General features: G+C 63.3%; 16 protein-coding genes and 1 tRNA gene. 15 read left to right on the top strand and 2 right to left on the bottom strand.

What is annotated here, in order from left to right:
• Positions 1 to 325: 325 nt before the first annotated feature.
• Entirely contained in the window at positions 326 to 763 is a 438-nt protein-coding gene (locus NKI73_RS32485) for an EamA family transporter (RefSeq protein ID WP_352636029.1), read from the top strand.
• Positions 764 to 836: 73 nt separating this feature from the next.
• On the opposite strand, the gene NKI73_RS32480 is transcribed toward NKI73_RS32485, so the two are convergent.
• The gene (locus NKI73_RS32480; protein WP_352636027.1) at positions 837 to 1,016 is read right to left on the bottom strand and encodes a hypothetical protein; all 180 of its coding nucleotides are present in this window, start codon (positions 1,014 to 1,016) and stop codon (positions 837 to 839) included.
• Between the two features lie 131 nt (positions 1,017 to 1,147).
• On the opposite strand from NKI73_RS32480, the gene rsmI reads away from it, so the two are divergent.
• Both rsmI and NKI73_RS32470 read left to right on the top strand, forming a co-directional pair.
• A complete protein-coding gene (gene rsmI / locus NKI73_RS32475) occupies positions 1,148 to 2,074 on the top strand; it encodes a 16S rRNA (cytidine(1402)-2'-O)-methyltransferase (RefSeq protein WP_352636025.1) in 927 nt (308 codons plus the stop codon).
• On the top strand, positions 2,067 to 2,444 hold the full coding sequence (locus NKI73_RS32470; protein ID WP_352636023.1) for a YraN family protein: 378 nt from the start codon (positions 2,067 to 2,069) through the stop codon (positions 2,442 to 2,444). The genes rsmI and NKI73_RS32470 overlap by 8 nt, the downstream gene beginning before the upstream one ends.
• A 142-nt stretch (positions 2,445 to 2,586) precedes the next feature.
• Here NKI73_RS32470 and NKI73_RS32465 read toward each other — a convergent pair whose 3' ends face one another.
• Positions 2,587 to 3,393, bottom strand: coding sequence for an undecaprenyl-diphosphate phosphatase (locus tag NKI73_RS32465; RefSeq protein ID WP_352636022.1), 807 nt, complete (start codon positions 3,391 to 3,393; stop codon positions 2,587 to 2,589).
• A 160-nt stretch (positions 3,394 to 3,553) separates the two neighbouring features.
• Between NKI73_RS32465 and NKI73_RS32460 the strand changes: the two genes are divergently transcribed.
• The 12 genes from NKI73_RS32460 to NKI73_RS32405 all read left to right on the top strand — a co-directional run.
• Complete coding sequence (locus tag NKI73_RS32460) at positions 3,554 to 4,246, top strand: glutathione S-transferase family protein (protein WP_352636020.1); 693 nt, start codon at positions 3,554 to 3,556, stop codon at positions 4,244 to 4,246.
• Positions 4,227 to 5,381 (top strand): tRNA epoxyqueuosine(34) reductase QueG, encoded by a 1,155-nt coding sequence (gene queG, locus NKI73_RS32455; protein WP_352636018.1) that lies wholly within the window; start codon positions 4,227 to 4,229, stop codon positions 5,379 to 5,381. The genes NKI73_RS32460 and queG overlap by 20 nt, the downstream gene beginning before the upstream one ends.
• Complete coding sequence (locus tag NKI73_RS32450) at positions 5,378 to 6,277, top strand: SDR family oxidoreductase (protein WP_352636016.1); 900 nt, start codon at positions 5,378 to 5,380, stop codon at positions 6,275 to 6,277. Before queG ends, NKI73_RS32450 begins: the two co-directional genes overlap by 4 nt.
• Positions 6,278 to 6,342: 65 nt before the next feature.
• The gene (gene mepA / locus NKI73_RS32445) at positions 6,343 to 7,437 is read left to right on the top strand and encodes a penicillin-insensitive murein endopeptidase (protein ID WP_352636014.1); all 1,095 of its coding nucleotides are present in this window, start codon (positions 6,343 to 6,345) and stop codon (positions 7,435 to 7,437) included.
• Between the two features lie 188 nt (positions 7,438 to 7,625).
• A complete protein-coding gene (locus NKI73_RS32440; protein WP_352636012.1) occupies positions 7,626 to 8,672 on the top strand; it encodes a glucokinase in 1,047 nt (348 codons plus the stop codon).
• Positions 8,673 to 8,750: 78 nt separating this feature from the next.
• Complete coding sequence (locus tag NKI73_RS32435) at positions 8,751 to 10,622, top strand: ABC transporter ATP-binding protein (protein WP_352636010.1); 1,872 nt, start codon at positions 8,751 to 8,753, stop codon at positions 10,620 to 10,622.
• A complete protein-coding gene (gene dapB, locus NKI73_RS32430) occupies positions 10,619 to 11,461 on the top strand; it encodes a 4-hydroxy-tetrahydrodipicolinate reductase (protein ID WP_352636008.1) in 843 nt (280 codons plus the stop codon). The genes NKI73_RS32435 and dapB overlap by 4 nt, the downstream gene beginning before the upstream one ends.
• 48 nt (positions 11,462 to 11,509) lie before the next feature.
• Positions 11,510 to 12,130 (top strand): 2,3-bisphosphoglycerate-dependent phosphoglycerate mutase, encoded by a 621-nt coding sequence (locus NKI73_RS32425; protein ID WP_023762619.1) that lies wholly within the window; start codon positions 11,510 to 11,512, stop codon positions 12,128 to 12,130.
• Positions 12,131 to 12,293: 163 nt separating this feature from the next.
• Positions 12,294 to 12,378: transfer RNA gene (locus NKI73_RS32420), tRNA-Leu, on the top strand.
• Positions 12,379 to 12,482: 104 nt separating this feature from the next.
• Positions 12,483 to 13,001: a DUF6538 domain-containing protein gene (locus tag NKI73_RS32415; RefSeq protein ID WP_352636006.1), complete on the top strand. Its 519-nt coding sequence runs from the start codon at positions 12,483 to 12,485 to the stop codon at positions 12,999 to 13,001.
• A gap of 281 nt (positions 13,002 to 13,282) precedes the next feature.
• Complete coding sequence (locus NKI73_RS32410) at positions 13,283 to 13,924, top strand: peroxiredoxin-like family protein (RefSeq protein ID WP_352636005.1); 642 nt, start codon at positions 13,283 to 13,285, stop codon at positions 13,922 to 13,924.
• A gap of 693 nt (positions 13,925 to 14,617) precedes the next feature.
• On the top strand, positions 14,618 to 15,173 hold a 556-nt coding region (locus NKI73_RS32405), incomplete at its 3' end, for a VCBS domain-containing protein (RefSeq protein ID WP_352636003.1).

Raw genomic sequence — 15,173 nt, 5'->3', positions numbered from 1 at the left:
AGAGAGAAGACGGACAAACCCCGTTTTGCGGGGCATGCACATGCGGCATTTCGATTCACTCAAAACTTTCCCCGGACAGCCCTGCGCAAGGGGGGAGATTGGCTGTCATCCCGGCTTTCGCCAACCATCAACGTTGCAGGAACGAGCGGAGCGCTGAAGCTGCCAATCTCCCTCCTTGCGGGGGAGATGTCCGGCAGGACAGAGGGGGGTGCTGCCCCGCCGACATCTCACAGATGCCCCCAAATCTCCGAAGCCAAGGATTGAATTTCTGAAGGCACGCGTTTCACGGTATCTGGGTTGAGACCCAATCCGCGAGGCCATCCGCATGAACCTGACCGTATCCTCCTGGCAATTCTGGGCACTGCTGTCAGCTGTGTTCGCAGCGCTGACCGCGATCTTCGCCAAGGTCGGCATCGAGAACATCAATTCCGATTTCGCCACCTTCATCCGCACGATCATCATCCTGGTCGTGCTCGGTGCGATCCTGCTGGCCAGCGGCCAGTTCCAGTCGCCGGCGACGATCTCGGGAAAGACTTGGGCTTTCCTCGGTCTGTCCGGTCTGGCGACCGGAGCCTCGTGGCTCTGCTACTTCCGCGCCCTGAAGATCGGCAATGCGGCGCAGGTGGCGCCGATCGACAAGCTAAGCGTCGTGCTTGTGGCGGTGTTTGGCGCGGTCTTTCTCGGCGAGCGACTCACCGGAGCGAACTGGCTTGGCATCGCCCTTATCGCGGCGGGCGCGGTGCTGGTCGCCTATCGGGGGTAGAGGCACGCTGTTGCGGGCGCTTTTTGTTTCAAGACGGGTGATGAAGATATCGAAGCGATTGGGCATCGTCCGGTCAGTGCTCCGTCGTGCTGTCGGGTTTGTTGTCGGAAAGCCTGACGTTCGCAGGCAAGGCGGCCTGCTTGATCAGGCTGGCGTCGGTCTTGGCAGGCAAGCGCTTGTCCCTGCGTGCGGCAACGCGGTTACGGTCGGCATAATAGGGCTCGAAAGCGTCCTGTATCTTCAGGCTGTCCATCCTGTCCTCCTCGGGAATCAGGGGGTAAATCTGCCATAGCCGGTTTCGTTCCCTACTGTGGCAAAGGAATGGCGGGGGAGACACAACGTCAGCTTTTGCAAGCTCGCGCCAGCCGTGCCAAACAGAGCTGAATGGAGAAGGCATCAGTGACCGGCGAGACGGGCAAGCGCAGCTATGTGGTCGGTCAGACCGAGATCGCGGCCCGGCCGCTCGAGCCGGCGCTCTATCTGGTGGCGACGCCGATCGGCAATCTCGCCGATATCACGCTGCGCGCGCTGGAGACGCTGGCCGCCGCCGACATCGTCGCTTGCGAGGACACGCGGGTGTCGCGCGTGCTGCTCGAGCGCTACGCCATCCGCCGCCGCACCACGGCCTATCACGAGCATAATGCCGGCGAGGCCGGGCCCAAACTGATCGCGGCTCTCCAGGCAGGACAGAGCGTGGCGCTGATCTCCGATGCCGGCACGCCGCTGGTGTCCGATCCGGGCTACCGGCTGGTCGGCGAGGCGCTCGACCATGGCATTCGCGTCGTGCCGATCCCCGGTCCGTCGGCGCCGCTCGCGGCCTTGACCGCATCCGGCCTGCCGTCGGACGCCTTCCTGTTCGCTGGATTCTTGCCTGTGAAGACCGGACAGCGGCTGACGCGGCTGGAAGCGCTGAAGGCCGTCCCGGCGACGCTGATCTTCTTCGAATCGCCGCGCCGGCTGGCCGAATCCCTCGGCGCCATGGTCGAAGCGCTCGGCGGCGAGCGGAGAGCCGCTATCGGCCGCGAATTGACCAAGACCTTCGAGGAGATGCGCACCGGCACGCTGCAGGCGTTGGCCGACCATTATGCGGCGGCCGATACGCCGAAGGGCGAGATCGTCGTCTGTATCGGTCCGGCCGAGGCCAAGGCCGAAGAGCCGGCCGATATCGACCGCCTGCTTTTGTCGCTCGCCGCCGAGATGCCGGCCTCCAAGGCGGCGGCGGAAGCCGCAAAAATGACCGGCGGCCAGAAACAGGCGCTTTACCGGCGGCTGCTGGAACTCAGGGATGCCGCTGGAGAAGGCGGTGGCTGAGCGCCCGAGCGTCAGCCGGCAAAAAGCCTATCGGCGCGGCCATCGCGGCGAATGGCTGGCGGCGGCAGCACTGATGCTCAAGGGTTATCGTATCCTCGCGCGCCGCCATCGCACGCGTTTCGGCGAGATCGACCTGATCGCGCGGCGCGGCGACCTCGTGCTGTTCGTCGAGGTCAAGGCACGGCGCACGCTGATGGAAGCCATGGAGGCGATCGGCCATGAATCGGAGCGCCGCATCGAGGGTGCGGCCGACATCTGGCTGTCGCGCCAGTCCGATTATGGAAAATTGTCGATGCGCTTCGACATGGTCGCTGTGCTGCCCTGGCGCTGGCCGGTGCATGTCGAGAATGCGTTTTATGGAAGGAGTTGAGGGGCTTACCCTCCCCCTTGTGGGGAGGGTCGGCGAGCCGGCGACGCGAAGCGTCGTTGGCGAACCGGGGCGGGGGCATGGCGCCGACCCCCACCCCGATCCGCTTTGCGGATCGACCCTCCCCACAAAAGGGAGGGTAAGCTCACCCCCAGATCATCAACGCCACCAGCCCGACACCACCCACCACCAACCGCCACCAGCCGAACAGCGAGTAGCCGTTGCGCGAGACGTAATCGAGCAGGAAGCGCACGACGATCAGCGCCGTGACGAAGGCGGCGACGAAGCCGACGGCTATGATCGGCAGGTCGGCGCTGCTCAGCACGTTGCGGTTCTTGAACAGGTCGAAGGCAAAGGCGCCGACCATGGTCGGGATCGCAAGGAAGAAAGAAAATTCCGCCGCCGCCCGCTTGTCGACGCCAAGTAGCAGCGCGCCGACGATCGTCGATCCCGAGCGCGAGGTGCCGGGGATCAGCGACAGGCACTGGAAAAGCCCGATCTGCAGGTAAAGCCGGGTCGGAAACCGCTCGACGTCGCGGTAGACCGGTTTGAGGTTCATGCGGTCCACCACCAGCAGCACGACGCCGCCGATGATCAGCATGATGCAGATCAGCCTCGGTGATTCGAACAGCACAGTCTTGATGAAATCATGCGCCAGCGCGCCGATGATCGCCGCCGGCAGGAAAGCGATGAGGATGCCGATGGCGAAATGCCGTGTCAGCCGGTCATGCGGCAGGTCGAGCAGCATTTGCCACAGCCGGCGGAAATAGACGCTTAGGATCGCCAGTATGGCGCCGAGCTGGATCAGGATCTCGAAGGCCTTGCCGGTCGAATGGAAGCCGAGGAAATGGCCGGCGAGCAGGATATGGCCGGTCGACGACACCGGGATGAACTCGGTCAGTCCCTCCAGCAGGCCGAGCAGCAGGGCTTCGACGATGGTTTGGCTTTCCATGGCTACCTCGGCATTGGCGTGACGGCTGACAGAACGGCTTGCTTGTCATGGCGTGCAAGTCCCCCTATAGGTCGCAACACCCTGACGGCCCGCTAACCGGGCGGCCAAGACTTACCGGTGCGCCCTGCGATTCGCCAGTGCGCTTTATTATCGCGGAACCATGCTGACGCTTTTCCACCATCCCATGTTCGCCACCTGTCGCTTCGTCCGCCTCGCTTTCGGCGAGTATGGCGAGGAGTTGGCTCTGATCGAGGAAAAGCCGTGGACCCGGCGCAAGGAGTTCCTGGCGCTGAACCCGGCCGGCACACTGCCAATCCTGCTGGCCGAAGGCGACGTGCCCATCATCGGCGCAACGGTGATATCGGAATATCTCGATGAAACGCGCGGTGTCTTGAAGCGCGACAAGCGGCTGTTCGCCGAAGATCCGATGCAGCGTGCCGAAATCCGCCGGCTGATCGACTGGTACCTCAACAAGGCCGAAAGCGAAATCACCCGCCATCTGGTGCGCGAACGCGTGCTGAAGCCGGTGATGCCGGAAACCGCGGGCGGCGGCTCGCCCGATTCAGGTGCGATCCGTGCGGCGCGCGCCAACATCCGCCAGCACATGAAATACACCAACTGGCTGGCCGGCACCCGCCATTGGCTGGCCGGCTCCAGGGTTACCTATGCCGATCTAGCCGCCGCCGCGACGCTGTCAGTGCTCGATTATCTCGGCGAGATCGACTGGCGCGAACACCCTGCTGCGCGCGAATGGTACACGCGGGTCAAGTCGCGCCCCTCCTTCCGGCCGCTTTTGACTGACCGCGTGCGCGGCCTGTCACCGGTGTCGCACTATGCGGACCTCGACTTCTGACGCCGCAAAACTGCGCGCGCTGATCGACGCGGAGGCGCGTCGCGCCGGCTTCGATGCCGTCGCCGTCACCTCTCCCGATGCGATACCGCTGGCGCCGGCTCGTCTGGCCGAATTCGTCGCCGACGGCTTTCACGGCTCGATGGACTGGATCGCCGAGACACTGCAACGTCGCGGCGAGCCGACGGTGCTGTGGCCACAGGTGCGCTCGATCATCGTGTTGGCGATGAATTACGGCCCCGACCATGATCCGCGCGGCGTGCTGGCCAAGGGCGACCGGGGCGCCATCTCGGTCTATGCGCAAAACCGCGACTATCATGAGGTGATGAAGGGGCGGCTGAAGGAAATCGCCGGCAAGATCGTCGCCCGTGCCGGCGGCGACGTGAAGGTGTTCGTCGACACCGCACCGGTGATGGAAAAGCCGCTGGCCGAGGCCGCAGGTCTCGGTTGGCAAGGCAAGCACACCAATCTGGTCAGCCGTGAGCATGGCTCCTGGCTGTTTCTCGGCACCATCTTCACCACCGCCGAGCTCGTGCCCGACCGGGCCGAAATCGATCATTGCGGCTCCTGCCGCGCCTGCCTCGACGTGTGCCCGACCGATGCGTTCCCGGCGCCCTACCGGCTCGATGCGCGGCGCTGTATTTCGTACCTCACCATCGAGAACAAGGGGCCGATCCCGCACGAATTCCGCGAGAAGATCGGCAACCGCATCTATGGCTGCGACGATTGTTTGGCCGCTTGCCCGTGGAACAAGTTCGCCCGGGCTGCTTCCGAAGCAAAACTCGCCGCCCGAGACGATCTGCGCGAGCCGCCGCTCGACGACCTGTTGCGATTGGACGACGCCGCATTCCGCGCCTTCTTCTCCGGTTCGCCTATAAAACGCATCGGCCGTGATCGTTTCATCCGCAACGTGCTGATCGCCGCCGGCAATTCCGGCGATGCCTCGCTTGCCGGCACGGTGCGTGCGCTGCTCAGCGACGCCTCGCCGCTGGTGCGGGGCGCGGCAATATGGGCGCTGGCGCGGCTGGTGCCCGATGCCGAATACTCCGAACGGGCCGCTATCGGCCTGAAAACCGAGAGCGACGAAGCCGTACGCGACGAATGGCGTCTGGCGCGGCCAAACAGGGCGCATGCATGAGCGAAAAGCAAATCTTCATCTTCGGCGCCGGCTATTCCGGCAAGGCTTTTGCCCGCGCCAACAAAAGTGCCGCAGGGATTTTCGGTACGACGCGGTCACCGGACAAATTCGAGGCGCTGCGCCAGGCCGGCATCGCACCGCTGCTGTTCGACGGCGCGCTGACCGAGGAAATCGGTGATGCGCTGGGAGAAACAACGCATCTGGTGATTTCGGTCGCTCCGGAAGAGGCCGGCGATCCCGTTCTAAATGCCGCGCGAGAGGCAATCGCTCAAATGCCGGCGCTCGAATGGATCGGCTATCTCTCAACCGTTGGCGTCTATGGCAACTACGACGGCGCGTGGGTCGATGAAACCGCTGAGTGCCGGCCGGTCTCGAAGCGCTCGGTGATGCGGGTGGCGGCCGAACAGGACTGGCTGCAATTGGGCACGGACATTGGCCGGCCGGTGGCGATCCTGCGCCTGTCCGGCATTTACGGGCCGGGCCGCAACGCCATGGTCAATCTGGAAAACGGCACCGCAAGGCGGCTAGTCAAGCCGGATCAGGTGTTCAACCGCATCCATTGCGACGACATTGCTGGTGCGCTGTGGCAGCTGATCGAAGGAAACACAGGCGGCATCTTCAACGTCACCGACGATCTACCGGCGCCGCCGCAGGACGTCGTCGCCTATGCCGCTTCGCTGATGGGTGTCACCCCGCCGCCTGAAATTCCTTTCGACGCCGCCCAACTTTCGCCCATGGCGCGGTCCTTCTATGGCGAGAACAAGCGTGTCGCCAACAAGGCGATCAAGGCGGCGGGCTATTACCTTCGCTTTCCGGACTACCGCGCCGCCTTCGACCATATGTGGGCAAGCGGCGACTGGCGCGACGGCGAGCCGCGCAGCCCGATGAAGCGCTGACGATCGATGGCGCGAGCGCGGCGTGCTATGATTCGGCCTTGGGATTGCGGTGGGGAACCGGTTTCATGAAAACAGCGATGCGGCTATCTCTCGGTAAAAAATCATTGCTGGCAGCCGCGCTCGGCCTGTTTGCCATTGTTGGGTTCGCCACGCAGCCTGCGAGCGCCGAGGAACGGGCAAAAGACCTGTTCGGCGCCAAGAAACTGCCGGCGGCGACATCAGCGCAGTCGATCGGCTTCTATTCCAAGGGCTGTTTTGCCGGCGGCGTCGCCATTCCCATGGACGGTCCGACCTGGGAAGTGATGCGGCCGTCACGCAACCGCCGCTGGGGCCATCCGGCGATGATCGCGGTGATCGAGCAATTGTCGCGCGACGCAGCGGCTGATGGTTGGCCCGGCTTGCTGATCGGCGACATTTCGCAGCCGCGCGGCGGCCCGATGATGACCGGCCATGCCTCGCACCAGATCGGGCTCGACGCCGACATCTGGCTGACGCCGATGCCCAGCCACCCGCTGTCGATGGCGCAGCGCGAAACCAAGAGCGCCACCTTGATGGTCGACGAGAAGACGCATCTGGTGAGGGACGCGCTATGGACGCCGGCGCATACAAGGCTTCTCAAGCGTGCGGCGAGCTACAGCCAAGTCGAGCGCATCCTGGTCAATCCGGGTATCAAGAAAAAGCTCTGTGACACCGTCACGGGCGACCGCAGCTGGCTGCGCAAGATCAGGCCGTTCTGGGGTCACGACTATCATTTCCACATGCGCATCGGCTGCCAGCCGGGATCGCCGGGCTGCAAGGCGCAGGAAGCGACGCCGGACGATGATGGCTGCGGCAAGCCGCTGGCCTGGTGGTTTACCGAGGAGCCCTGGCGGCCCAACAAGAACCCGGATGCACCGAAGGCCCGCGACCTGATGACGATGGCGAACCTGCCCCAGGAATGCCGCGCCGTGCTCGACGCGCCGGGGCCGGCCTCAGCCGAGGCCGCGACCTATCATGGCGGCAGCGTGCCGGTGGCGGTTGCCGCGCCCGAACCCGAAGCGCCATCCCAGCCGGCAACCGCAGCCTCCGGCGCCCCTGCTTTGCCGGCTTCGATGAACGCGTTCACCGCAACCCCGGAGATCGGCATCCCGCTGCCGCGGCCACGGCCGCCAGGGAACTGAGGTCGCCGCGCTTGTCGGTGGCCTCAACTGGTTAAGAGTCTTGATGTTTGCGAAACAGTGGCCGTTTGGCCGCAGCGCCGGCCTCAGCGCGCCGCCGGGTTTGAAAACCGTTTCCCTTTTCAAACTCATGCGCTAGTCAACGGGGGAACGGTTAGATGCCGTCAGGGGCGCCGGGGACGGACGAGAGCATGCCAGGCACAGATGACGACGATACTTTGTTGCGGTTTCCGATCCTGATCGGCGACATCGGCGGCACCAATGCGCGCTTTTCGATCGTGCTCGACGCCAATTCCGAGGCCGGCGAGCCGACCATCGTCCAGACGGCCAACTACAACACCATCGACGAGGCGATCCAGGCGGCCGTGCTCGACCGCTCGTCGGTCCGCCCCAATTCGGCGGTGCTGGCGGTGGCCGGCCCGGTCGACGGCGACGAGATCGAACTCACCAACTGCCCGTGGATCGTCAAGCCGAGAAAAATGTTCGCCAATTTGGGCTTGAGCGACATCGTCGTGCTCAACGATTTCGAGGCGCAGGCGCTGGCCGTCGTCGCGCTCGGCGAGGAGCATATGGAAAAGATCGGCGGCGGCACGCCGGAACTCAATGCCGGGCGCGTGGTGCTCGGTCCGGGAACCGGGCTCGGCGTCGCCGGGCTGGTCTATGCGCTGCGCCACTGGATTCCGGTGCCCGGCGAGGGCGGCCATATGGACATCGGCCCGCGCACACCGCGCGATTTCGAAGTTTTCCCGCATATCGAGAAGATCGATGGCCGCATTTCGGGCGAGCAGATTCTGTGCGGACGCGGCCTCGTCAACGTCTACCGGGCGGTGGCCAAGGCGGACGGCAAGCCGTCGCCCTTCACCACGCCGGCCGAGGTCACCGGCGCGGCGCTGGCCAAGACCGATCCGGTCGCCGAAGAAGCGCTGGAGACCTTCGTCACCTGCCTTGGGCGCACCGCCGGTGATCTCGCACTGGTGTTCATGAGCCGCGGCGGCGTGTTCCTCACCGGCGGCATCGCGCAAAAGATCGTGCCGGCGCTGAAAGCCGGCAATTTCCGCGCCGCCTTCGAGGACAAGGCGCCGCACAGCGCGCTGATGCGGACCATGCCGGTCTATGTCATCACCCACCCGCTGGCCGCACTCCTGGGCCTTGCCGCCTATGCCCGCAACCCCTCGCTGTTCGGCGTCCAGACGGAGGGCCGCCGCTGGCGCGACGAAGTTAGTCAGCCCAAGGCATAGGCAAGCCGGCTCCTTGGCGTTAAGAGGGATGCCGAATTGCCCGGCCGCGGGAAGCGGAAACCTACGAAGCGCTCCGATTTGACATTTCAGCCCCCCAATTTGTCGAAACCCCGTGCGGGCGAGATCGTGGCGGTCATCCGCCGCATTCTCCAGGAAAACGGCCGCGAATATCGGGGCGCGTATATCTTCACGATCCTCTGCCTGTTGACCGTGTCGGCGACGACGGCGCTTGCCGCCTGGATCATGAGCCCGGTCGTCAATCAGATCTTCTATGAACGGCGCGGCGACCTGATCCCATGGATTTGCGCGGCGCTGCTCGGCGCTTTCATCCTGCGCGGCCTTGCCGGCTACGGCCAGGCGGTGACGATGGCCAGGATCGGCAACAATCTGGTGGCGCGCTACCAGCAGCGCATCTTCAACCATCTGATGAAGCTCGGCGTCTCCTTCTTCAACGACACGAGGTCAGGGCGGCTGGCCGCGCAGGTCAACGAGAACGTCAACGGCATTCGCGACCTTCTGTCGATGACGGTGACCTCGACGGCACGCGACGCCGTTTCGCTGGTCGGCCTGGTCGGCGTCATGATCTACCAGGACCCGGTGCTCTCGCTGAGCTCGCTGCTGATCGGGCCGCCGCTGATCTGGACCGTCACCTACCTGATGCGCCGGGTGCGGCGCATCACCCGCGAATCGGTGCAGATCAACTCGCGGCTGATCGGCGCCATGCAGGAGGCGACGCAAGGCATCGCCATCGTCAAGGCCTTCACCATGGAGGACGAGCTGTCGCGCAGGATCAGCAAGCTCGCCGAGGATGCGGAACAGCGGTCGAACAAGATCGCTCGCGTCTCCGAGCGGCTGACGCCGGTTTCCGAACTGCTGGCCGGCATCGCCTTCGCCAGCGTCATCGCCTATTCCGGCTACCGGGCCACCGTTCTCGGCCAGCCGCCCGGCGCGGTGTTTTCCTTCATCACGGCGCTGACGCTCGCCTATGATCCCGCCCGCCGGCTGGCGCGCATGCAGGTCGGCATGGAGCGCGCGCTGGTCAATGCGCGCATGATCTACGAGCTTCTCGACATCGAGCCGCAGCAGAGTGACGCTGCTGGCGCCGCCGAGGCGAAGTTCACCTCCGGCGAAGTGCGCTTCGACAGCGTCTCCTTCCGCTATGTCGAAGAGGCGCCGGTCCTGCACGATCTGAGCTTCACCGCCGCCGCCGGCAAGGTGACCGCGATTGTCGGCGCTTCGGGCGCCGGCAAGACGACATTGGTGGCGCTGCTGCAGCGCTTCTATGACGTCGAGGCGGGCACGATCGAGATCGACGGCCAGGACATCTCGAAGGTCACCAAACAGTCGCTGCGCGGCTCCATCGCCTATGTGTCGCAGCAGCCTTACCTGTTCGAAGGCACCATTCGCGACAACATCCGCTACGGCCGGCTGGGTGCCACCGATGCCGAGATCGAACAGGCCGCACAACAGGCCGCGGCCGACGATTTCATCCGCCAGCAGCCGCAGGGCTATGATACGCCGGTTGGAGAGAATGGCGTGACGCTGTCGGGCGGCCAGCGCCAGCGCGTATCGATTGCACGCGCCATCGTGCGCCAGGCGCCGATCCTTTTGCTCGACGAGGCGACATCGGCGCTCGACAACGAAGCCGAAGCCCGCGTTCAGCAGGCGCTCACCCAGGTCATGGAAGGGCGCACCACCATCGTCATCGCGCACCGGCTGTCGACGGTGGTCAACGCCGACCACATCATCGTCATGGAACAGGGCAGGCTGGTCGAGGAGGGCACGCACGCCTCGCTGATGGCCGATCCGCACAGCGTCTATGCCCGCTTCCACCGCATCCAGGGCGTCAAGGGCCTGGGGCTCGTCGACGACAGCGCATCGATCCAGACTTCGGCCCAAGGCCCAATTCGCAACATCGAGACGCAGAGCATCGCAGGGAGCACGACATGAGCGAGATATCAGCAACCGACAGACCGGCAAATGATATGGGCCTGGTGGTGGTGGGTGCTGCCGGCCGCATGGGCCAGACACTCATCCGCGCCATCCACACCATTCCAGGCGCGCGGGTCATCGGCGCCATCGAGCGCGAGGGCTCACCCCATCTGGGCAAGGATGCCGGTGAACTCGCTGGCGTCGGCCGCATCGATGTGGCGATCGATAATGATCCGCTACCCGTCTTCGCCAGGGCCGATGGCGTGCTCGATTTCACTACCCCGGCCTCATCAGTCGAATTCGCCGGCTACGCGGCGCAGGCGCGCATCGTCCATGTCATCGGCACGACCGGTTGCTCGGCCGAAGACAATGCTGGAATAGCGGCGGCGGCGCGCCATGCGACGATCGTCAAATCGGGCAATATGAGCCTCGGCGTCAATCTTCTGGCGGTGCTGGTCGAACAGGCGGCGCGCGCGCTCGATGCCGAGGATTTCGACATCGAGATCCTCGAAATGCACCACAAGCACAAGGTGGACGCGCCGTCGGGCACCGCGCTGCTGCTCGGCGAGGCTGCCGCCGCCGGGCGCGGCATCGCGTTGGCCGGCAATGATGTGCGCGTCCGCGATGGCCACACCGGCGTGCGCAAGACGGGCTCGATCGGCTTTGCCACGCTGCGCGGCGGCTCAGTGGTCGGCGATCACAGCGTGCTGCTGGCCGGCACCGGCGAGCGCATTACGCTGTCGCACCACGCCGAGGACCGCGCCATCTTCGCCCGCGGCGCCGTCAAGGCAGCGCTCTGGGCGCGCGGCAAGAAGCCGGGATTGTATTCGATGCGGGACGTGCTCGGCCTCGGCTGAGCGACCAATCCGCCAACTTGCCAATCTGCCAACCCGAAGGGAGCAAACATGTCGAGAACCCTCGTGCTCGTGCGCCACGGCCAGAGCGAATGGAACCTGAAGAACCTGTTCACCGGCTGGCGCGACGTCGACCTGACCGAGCAGGGCCACGCCGAGGCCAAGGCCGCCGGCCAGAAACTCAAGGCGCGCGGGCTGAAATTCGACATCGCCTTCACCTCGGCGCTGATCCGGGCCCAAAAAACCTGCCAGCACGTTCTCGACGCGGTCGGCCAGAGCGATCTGAAAACCATCCGCGACCAGGCACTGAACGAGCGCGATTATGGCGATCTCTCCGGCCTCAACAAGGACGACGCCCGCAAGAAATGGGGCGAGGAGCAGGTGCATGTCTGGCGCCGTTCCTACGACGTGGCGCCGCCCGCCGGCGAAAGCCTGAAGGACACCGGCGCCCGCGTCTGGCCCTATTACCTTCACGATCTGCAGCCGCATGTGCTGCGCGGCGGCACGGTGCTGGTCGCCGCGCACGGCAACTCGCTGCGCGCGCTGATAATGGCGCTGGACGGCAAGTCGGGCGAGGAGATCGTCAAGCTGGAGCTCGGCACCGGGGTGCCGGTCATCTACCAGCTCAACGCCGATTCGACCGTGGCGTCCAAGGAAGTGCTGGAGGGCTGACAGTCGTTCAGCCGGCAAGCGGCCCGGCGGTTCTTGATCGGGCATGATCTCTGGATAAACGAAAACCGTTTGTCCGAGAAAACCGGTTCCCGCTTTTCGGCATCATGCTTTGAAAAAAGCGCGTTGACACACATCGCTTGCCCGCTTACATGAGCCCGCACCAGCCCAGATGGCGGAATTGGTAGACGCGCACGGTTCAGGTCCGTGTTCCGCAAGGAGTGGAGGTTCGAGTCCTCTTCTGGGCACCATCACACGCTAAGCGTTTGATGGTGAAACGTTTTTGATGTCGTTCGGCAATTTGGCCCAGTTGTAACAGTCGCTGTTATAGGTGGGGCATATTGCTGAGGGAATGATGTTGCGGGACGGCACGTTTTATTGCCGTGCCTGGGTGCCGACAGACGTGGCGCCTACCTTCGGCGGAACGCTGGTTGTGACCTCGTTGCGCACAAAAGATCTGAAAATCGCGAAATACAGGCTTGCCCGAAAGACTGTCGAATTGGAGGACCAGTTCGAACGTGTTCGATCGGAAAGAGACACAGCGAATCACATTTCGGTTTTGCAGCGGACCGAGGGTGACTTTTTCGCGCTGGCGAAACGGTACGGCGTAGAGGTAGCCGAGCGCGAAATCGTTGCGCAGGCGAATTTCTTCGACCAGGCGTCCAGCGATCCCAAAAGGCTCTGGAGCGGCGATCTCATCATCTTGCCGACGGCTGCCGACTATGGACATGGCGAAACAGACGCTTTCACCCACTTTGATCGTCTTGTTGCCGAGGGCGATCTCGGCGTTGGGATCGCATATCTGCAGCGGTTTCGTGTGCGCAGGCGTATCGGTGACCTAACCAGGATGCGTGCAACGGGGCAACCTGGCTGAGTTTTCGACCATCGCTGATCGCCTTTGCCCAGGATTGGATGGAAGTCAAAGGTTCGTGTTCGCGCGACTGCTTCTGACCGAAGAGCTTCGTACGGCTCGCGAAACGGGCGACCCGCAAAGGCTTTTTCGTGTTATGATGCACTTACAACGCGCGTAATCTCGACCTCGGCAATATGGCAAGGTCGAAATGGCAAGGTCGAAGGCAATTTTTGTCCTGGTGTCCCCCAGCACACTCAACTCCGGATGGCTGGGTGTGCTTATCCGGGGCGAGGAGGTTGTCCATGTCCACGAGTGATGTTGAACGCCCGCTGCGGCCGGGCGACCGGGCGCCGAATATTATTCTCGATGCGATCTCCCGCGAAGGCAAAATCGCGCTCGCTGATTTTCGAGGTCGTAGCCCGTTGTTGATCGGCTTGTTTCGAGGTCTGCACTGTGCGTTCTGCCGGCGCAATGTCGCGGCAATGGCGCAACTCAAGCCGGCCCTGGGTGAGAAAGGCGTCGAATGCCTGGCGGTCGTCAATACGCCGGTAGAGCGGGCACGGCTGTATTTCCGTTACCATCCGGCACCCGATCTTCTCGCCGCGTCCGACCCGGAGCGGGCCTCGCACCGTGCTTTCGGTTTGCGCGAGGTCGGGATGGACAAGGTCATGGGGATCCGTATCGATCTCCCGGGTGAGTTGCCCGAGCCTATGGATCCCATGGCAATGGACGAGTTTCTCAACAAGAAGGAGGGGTATGAGATTACGGAAGCCGATCAGCAGATGATGGCTTCCGCTAAGGAGCTGCTTGTTGGTCAGTTTCTCATCGACCGAGGGGGCATTGTGCGCTGGAGCTTCACTGAAGTTCTGGAGGATGGCCTCAATACCTTCAAGGCGCCGAATCCGGAGGAATTGATGTCAGCGGCTTCCGAAGTTGCACACTAATGGGCTGCGAAATAGGCGGCTGACAACTCGCTCGACGACCGCGCCCTTCCCGATCACTACCGGGGAAAGGCCTCCTGGGTCAAAACCTGAAGATCGTGGATGACCGCTTCGCGCCTATCTCGGTCGTTCAGAGTATTTTGGCCTCTGTCCAAAAGCAGATATTATCCAGGGAAGCTGTAGGTCGACGTTGTGCCAGCTCATGTGTGCAGGCCGCGGGCGACTACGGTGCGGTGTTCAGCCTAAGAACTTATCCGCTCGGCTGCCACACCATATGGTCGACCCAAAGGCCATTGTCGGGCTGTGGCTCCTTTATCTACAACTATTAACTGTTTTGCAAACTTCCCGTTGACGCTTCCGCTCTGCTAGAGTTAATAATCTCCTAATATAAGCGTCTTCTAAAATTTGTGGTCGCCAACCATAGAGTTAGACGATGCAATTGGGGTAGGGGACGAAGCGCGACGATCAATGTCGTCGCAGCCAGCACCATCGAGTTAGCATTCGTCTGTGAGCCGCCAGCTTAAGCGCGCTGTTCGTAGCGCGGCGGTCTTTTGGATGATGCGCTGGCAATCCACTTCCACCCCGGTTTGTGCGCCGATCGTGCGATGATTGCTCCGACAGGGAGCAGTTGGGTCTCTCAAGGCGGTCAATAAACAGGCGTAGGGGCGTCTGTGGTTGAACAACAGGGGGTTGAAAATGGCTACTCAGGTCACCGGTGCCGGCGGCACCACGACGTCTTTCTCCAACACGCCGCAGGCGGGTGACGACCTGTTCACCAGCAGCTTTACCGGGCTCACCGAGGATAATTTACAAACCGTTATCCTGAACGTGATGGCCAACGATCTCGGCGGGAACGCCAAGACCCTCTGGTCGGTCGATAACGGTATCAACGATACAGGCGCGATGAGTGGATACATCGCCGGTGATTTGTTGACTCAAGACTTGGGGCGCGCTGAAGCCACCAGCACCGACACGAGTTATAACGGCGCGAAGATCTGGATTACGTCCGACGGAAAAGTTGGATACGACGCTTCGACATTGTCGGCGGCTTTCAAGGCGCAGTTACAGGGCTTGAATGCGGGGCAATACCTGACTGACACCTTCATCTACTCGATCCGGCTCGGCAATGGAACGCTCAGCTGGGCGACCGCGAAGGTAGAATTTGCCGGCACCAACGACGCGGCGGTGATCACCGGCACGTCGACGGCGAACCTGACCGAGACCAATGCGGCGCAGAACACCGGCGGCACCT

Source organism: Mesorhizobium sp. M0496, assembly GCF_040321205.1.
GTDB lineage: Bacteria > Pseudomonadota > Alphaproteobacteria > Rhizobiales > Rhizobiaceae > Mesorhizobium.
Note: the sequence above shows the minus strand (reverse complement) of the source record. Positions and strands in the feature narration are given on the sequence as shown.

Excerpts from the sequence above, each read along its gene's own strand:
- NKI73_RS32485 (WP_352636029.1), top strand. The coding sequence starts at position 326 with ATGAACCTGACCGTATCCTCCTGGCAATTCTGGGCACTGCTGTCAGCT.
- NKI73_RS32480 (WP_352636027.1), bottom strand. The coding sequence starts at position 1,016 with ATGGACAGCCTGAAGATACAGGACGCTTTCGAGCCCTATTATGCCGAC.
- rsmI (WP_352636025.1), top strand. The coding sequence starts at position 1,148 with ATGGAGAAGGCATCAGTGACCGGCGAGACGGGCAAGCGCAGCTATGTG.
- NKI73_RS32465 (WP_352636022.1), bottom strand. The coding sequence starts at position 3,393 with ATGGAAAGCCAAACCATCGTCGAAGCCCTGCTGCTCGGCCTGCTGGAG.
- NKI73_RS32460 (WP_352636020.1), top strand. The coding sequence starts at position 3,554 with ATGCTGACGCTTTTCCACCATCCCATGTTCGCCACCTGTCGCTTCGTC.
- queG (WP_352636018.1), top strand. The coding sequence starts at position 4,227 with ATGCGGACCTCGACTTCTGACGCCGCAAAACTGCGCGCGCTGATCGAC.
- NKI73_RS32450 (WP_352636016.1), top strand. The coding sequence starts at position 5,378 with ATGAGCGAAAAGCAAATCTTCATCTTCGGCGCCGGCTATTCCGGCAAG.
- mepA (WP_352636014.1), top strand. The coding sequence starts at position 6,343 with ATGAAAACAGCGATGCGGCTATCTCTCGGTAAAAAATCATTGCTGGCA.
- NKI73_RS32440 (WP_352636012.1), top strand. The coding sequence starts at position 7,626 with ATGCCAGGCACAGATGACGACGATACTTTGTTGCGGTTTCCGATCCTG.
- dapB (WP_352636008.1), top strand. The coding sequence starts at position 10,619 with ATGAGCGAGATATCAGCAACCGACAGACCGGCAAATGATATGGGCCTG.
- NKI73_RS32425 (WP_023762619.1), top strand. The coding sequence starts at position 11,510 with ATGTCGAGAACCCTCGTGCTCGTGCGCCACGGCCAGAGCGAATGGAAC.
- NKI73_RS32415 (WP_352636006.1), top strand. The coding sequence starts at position 12,483 with ATGTTGCGGGACGGCACGTTTTATTGCCGTGCCTGGGTGCCGACAGAC.
- NKI73_RS32410 (WP_352636005.1), top strand. The coding sequence starts at position 13,283 with ATGTCCACGAGTGATGTTGAACGCCCGCTGCGGCCGGGCGACCGGGCG.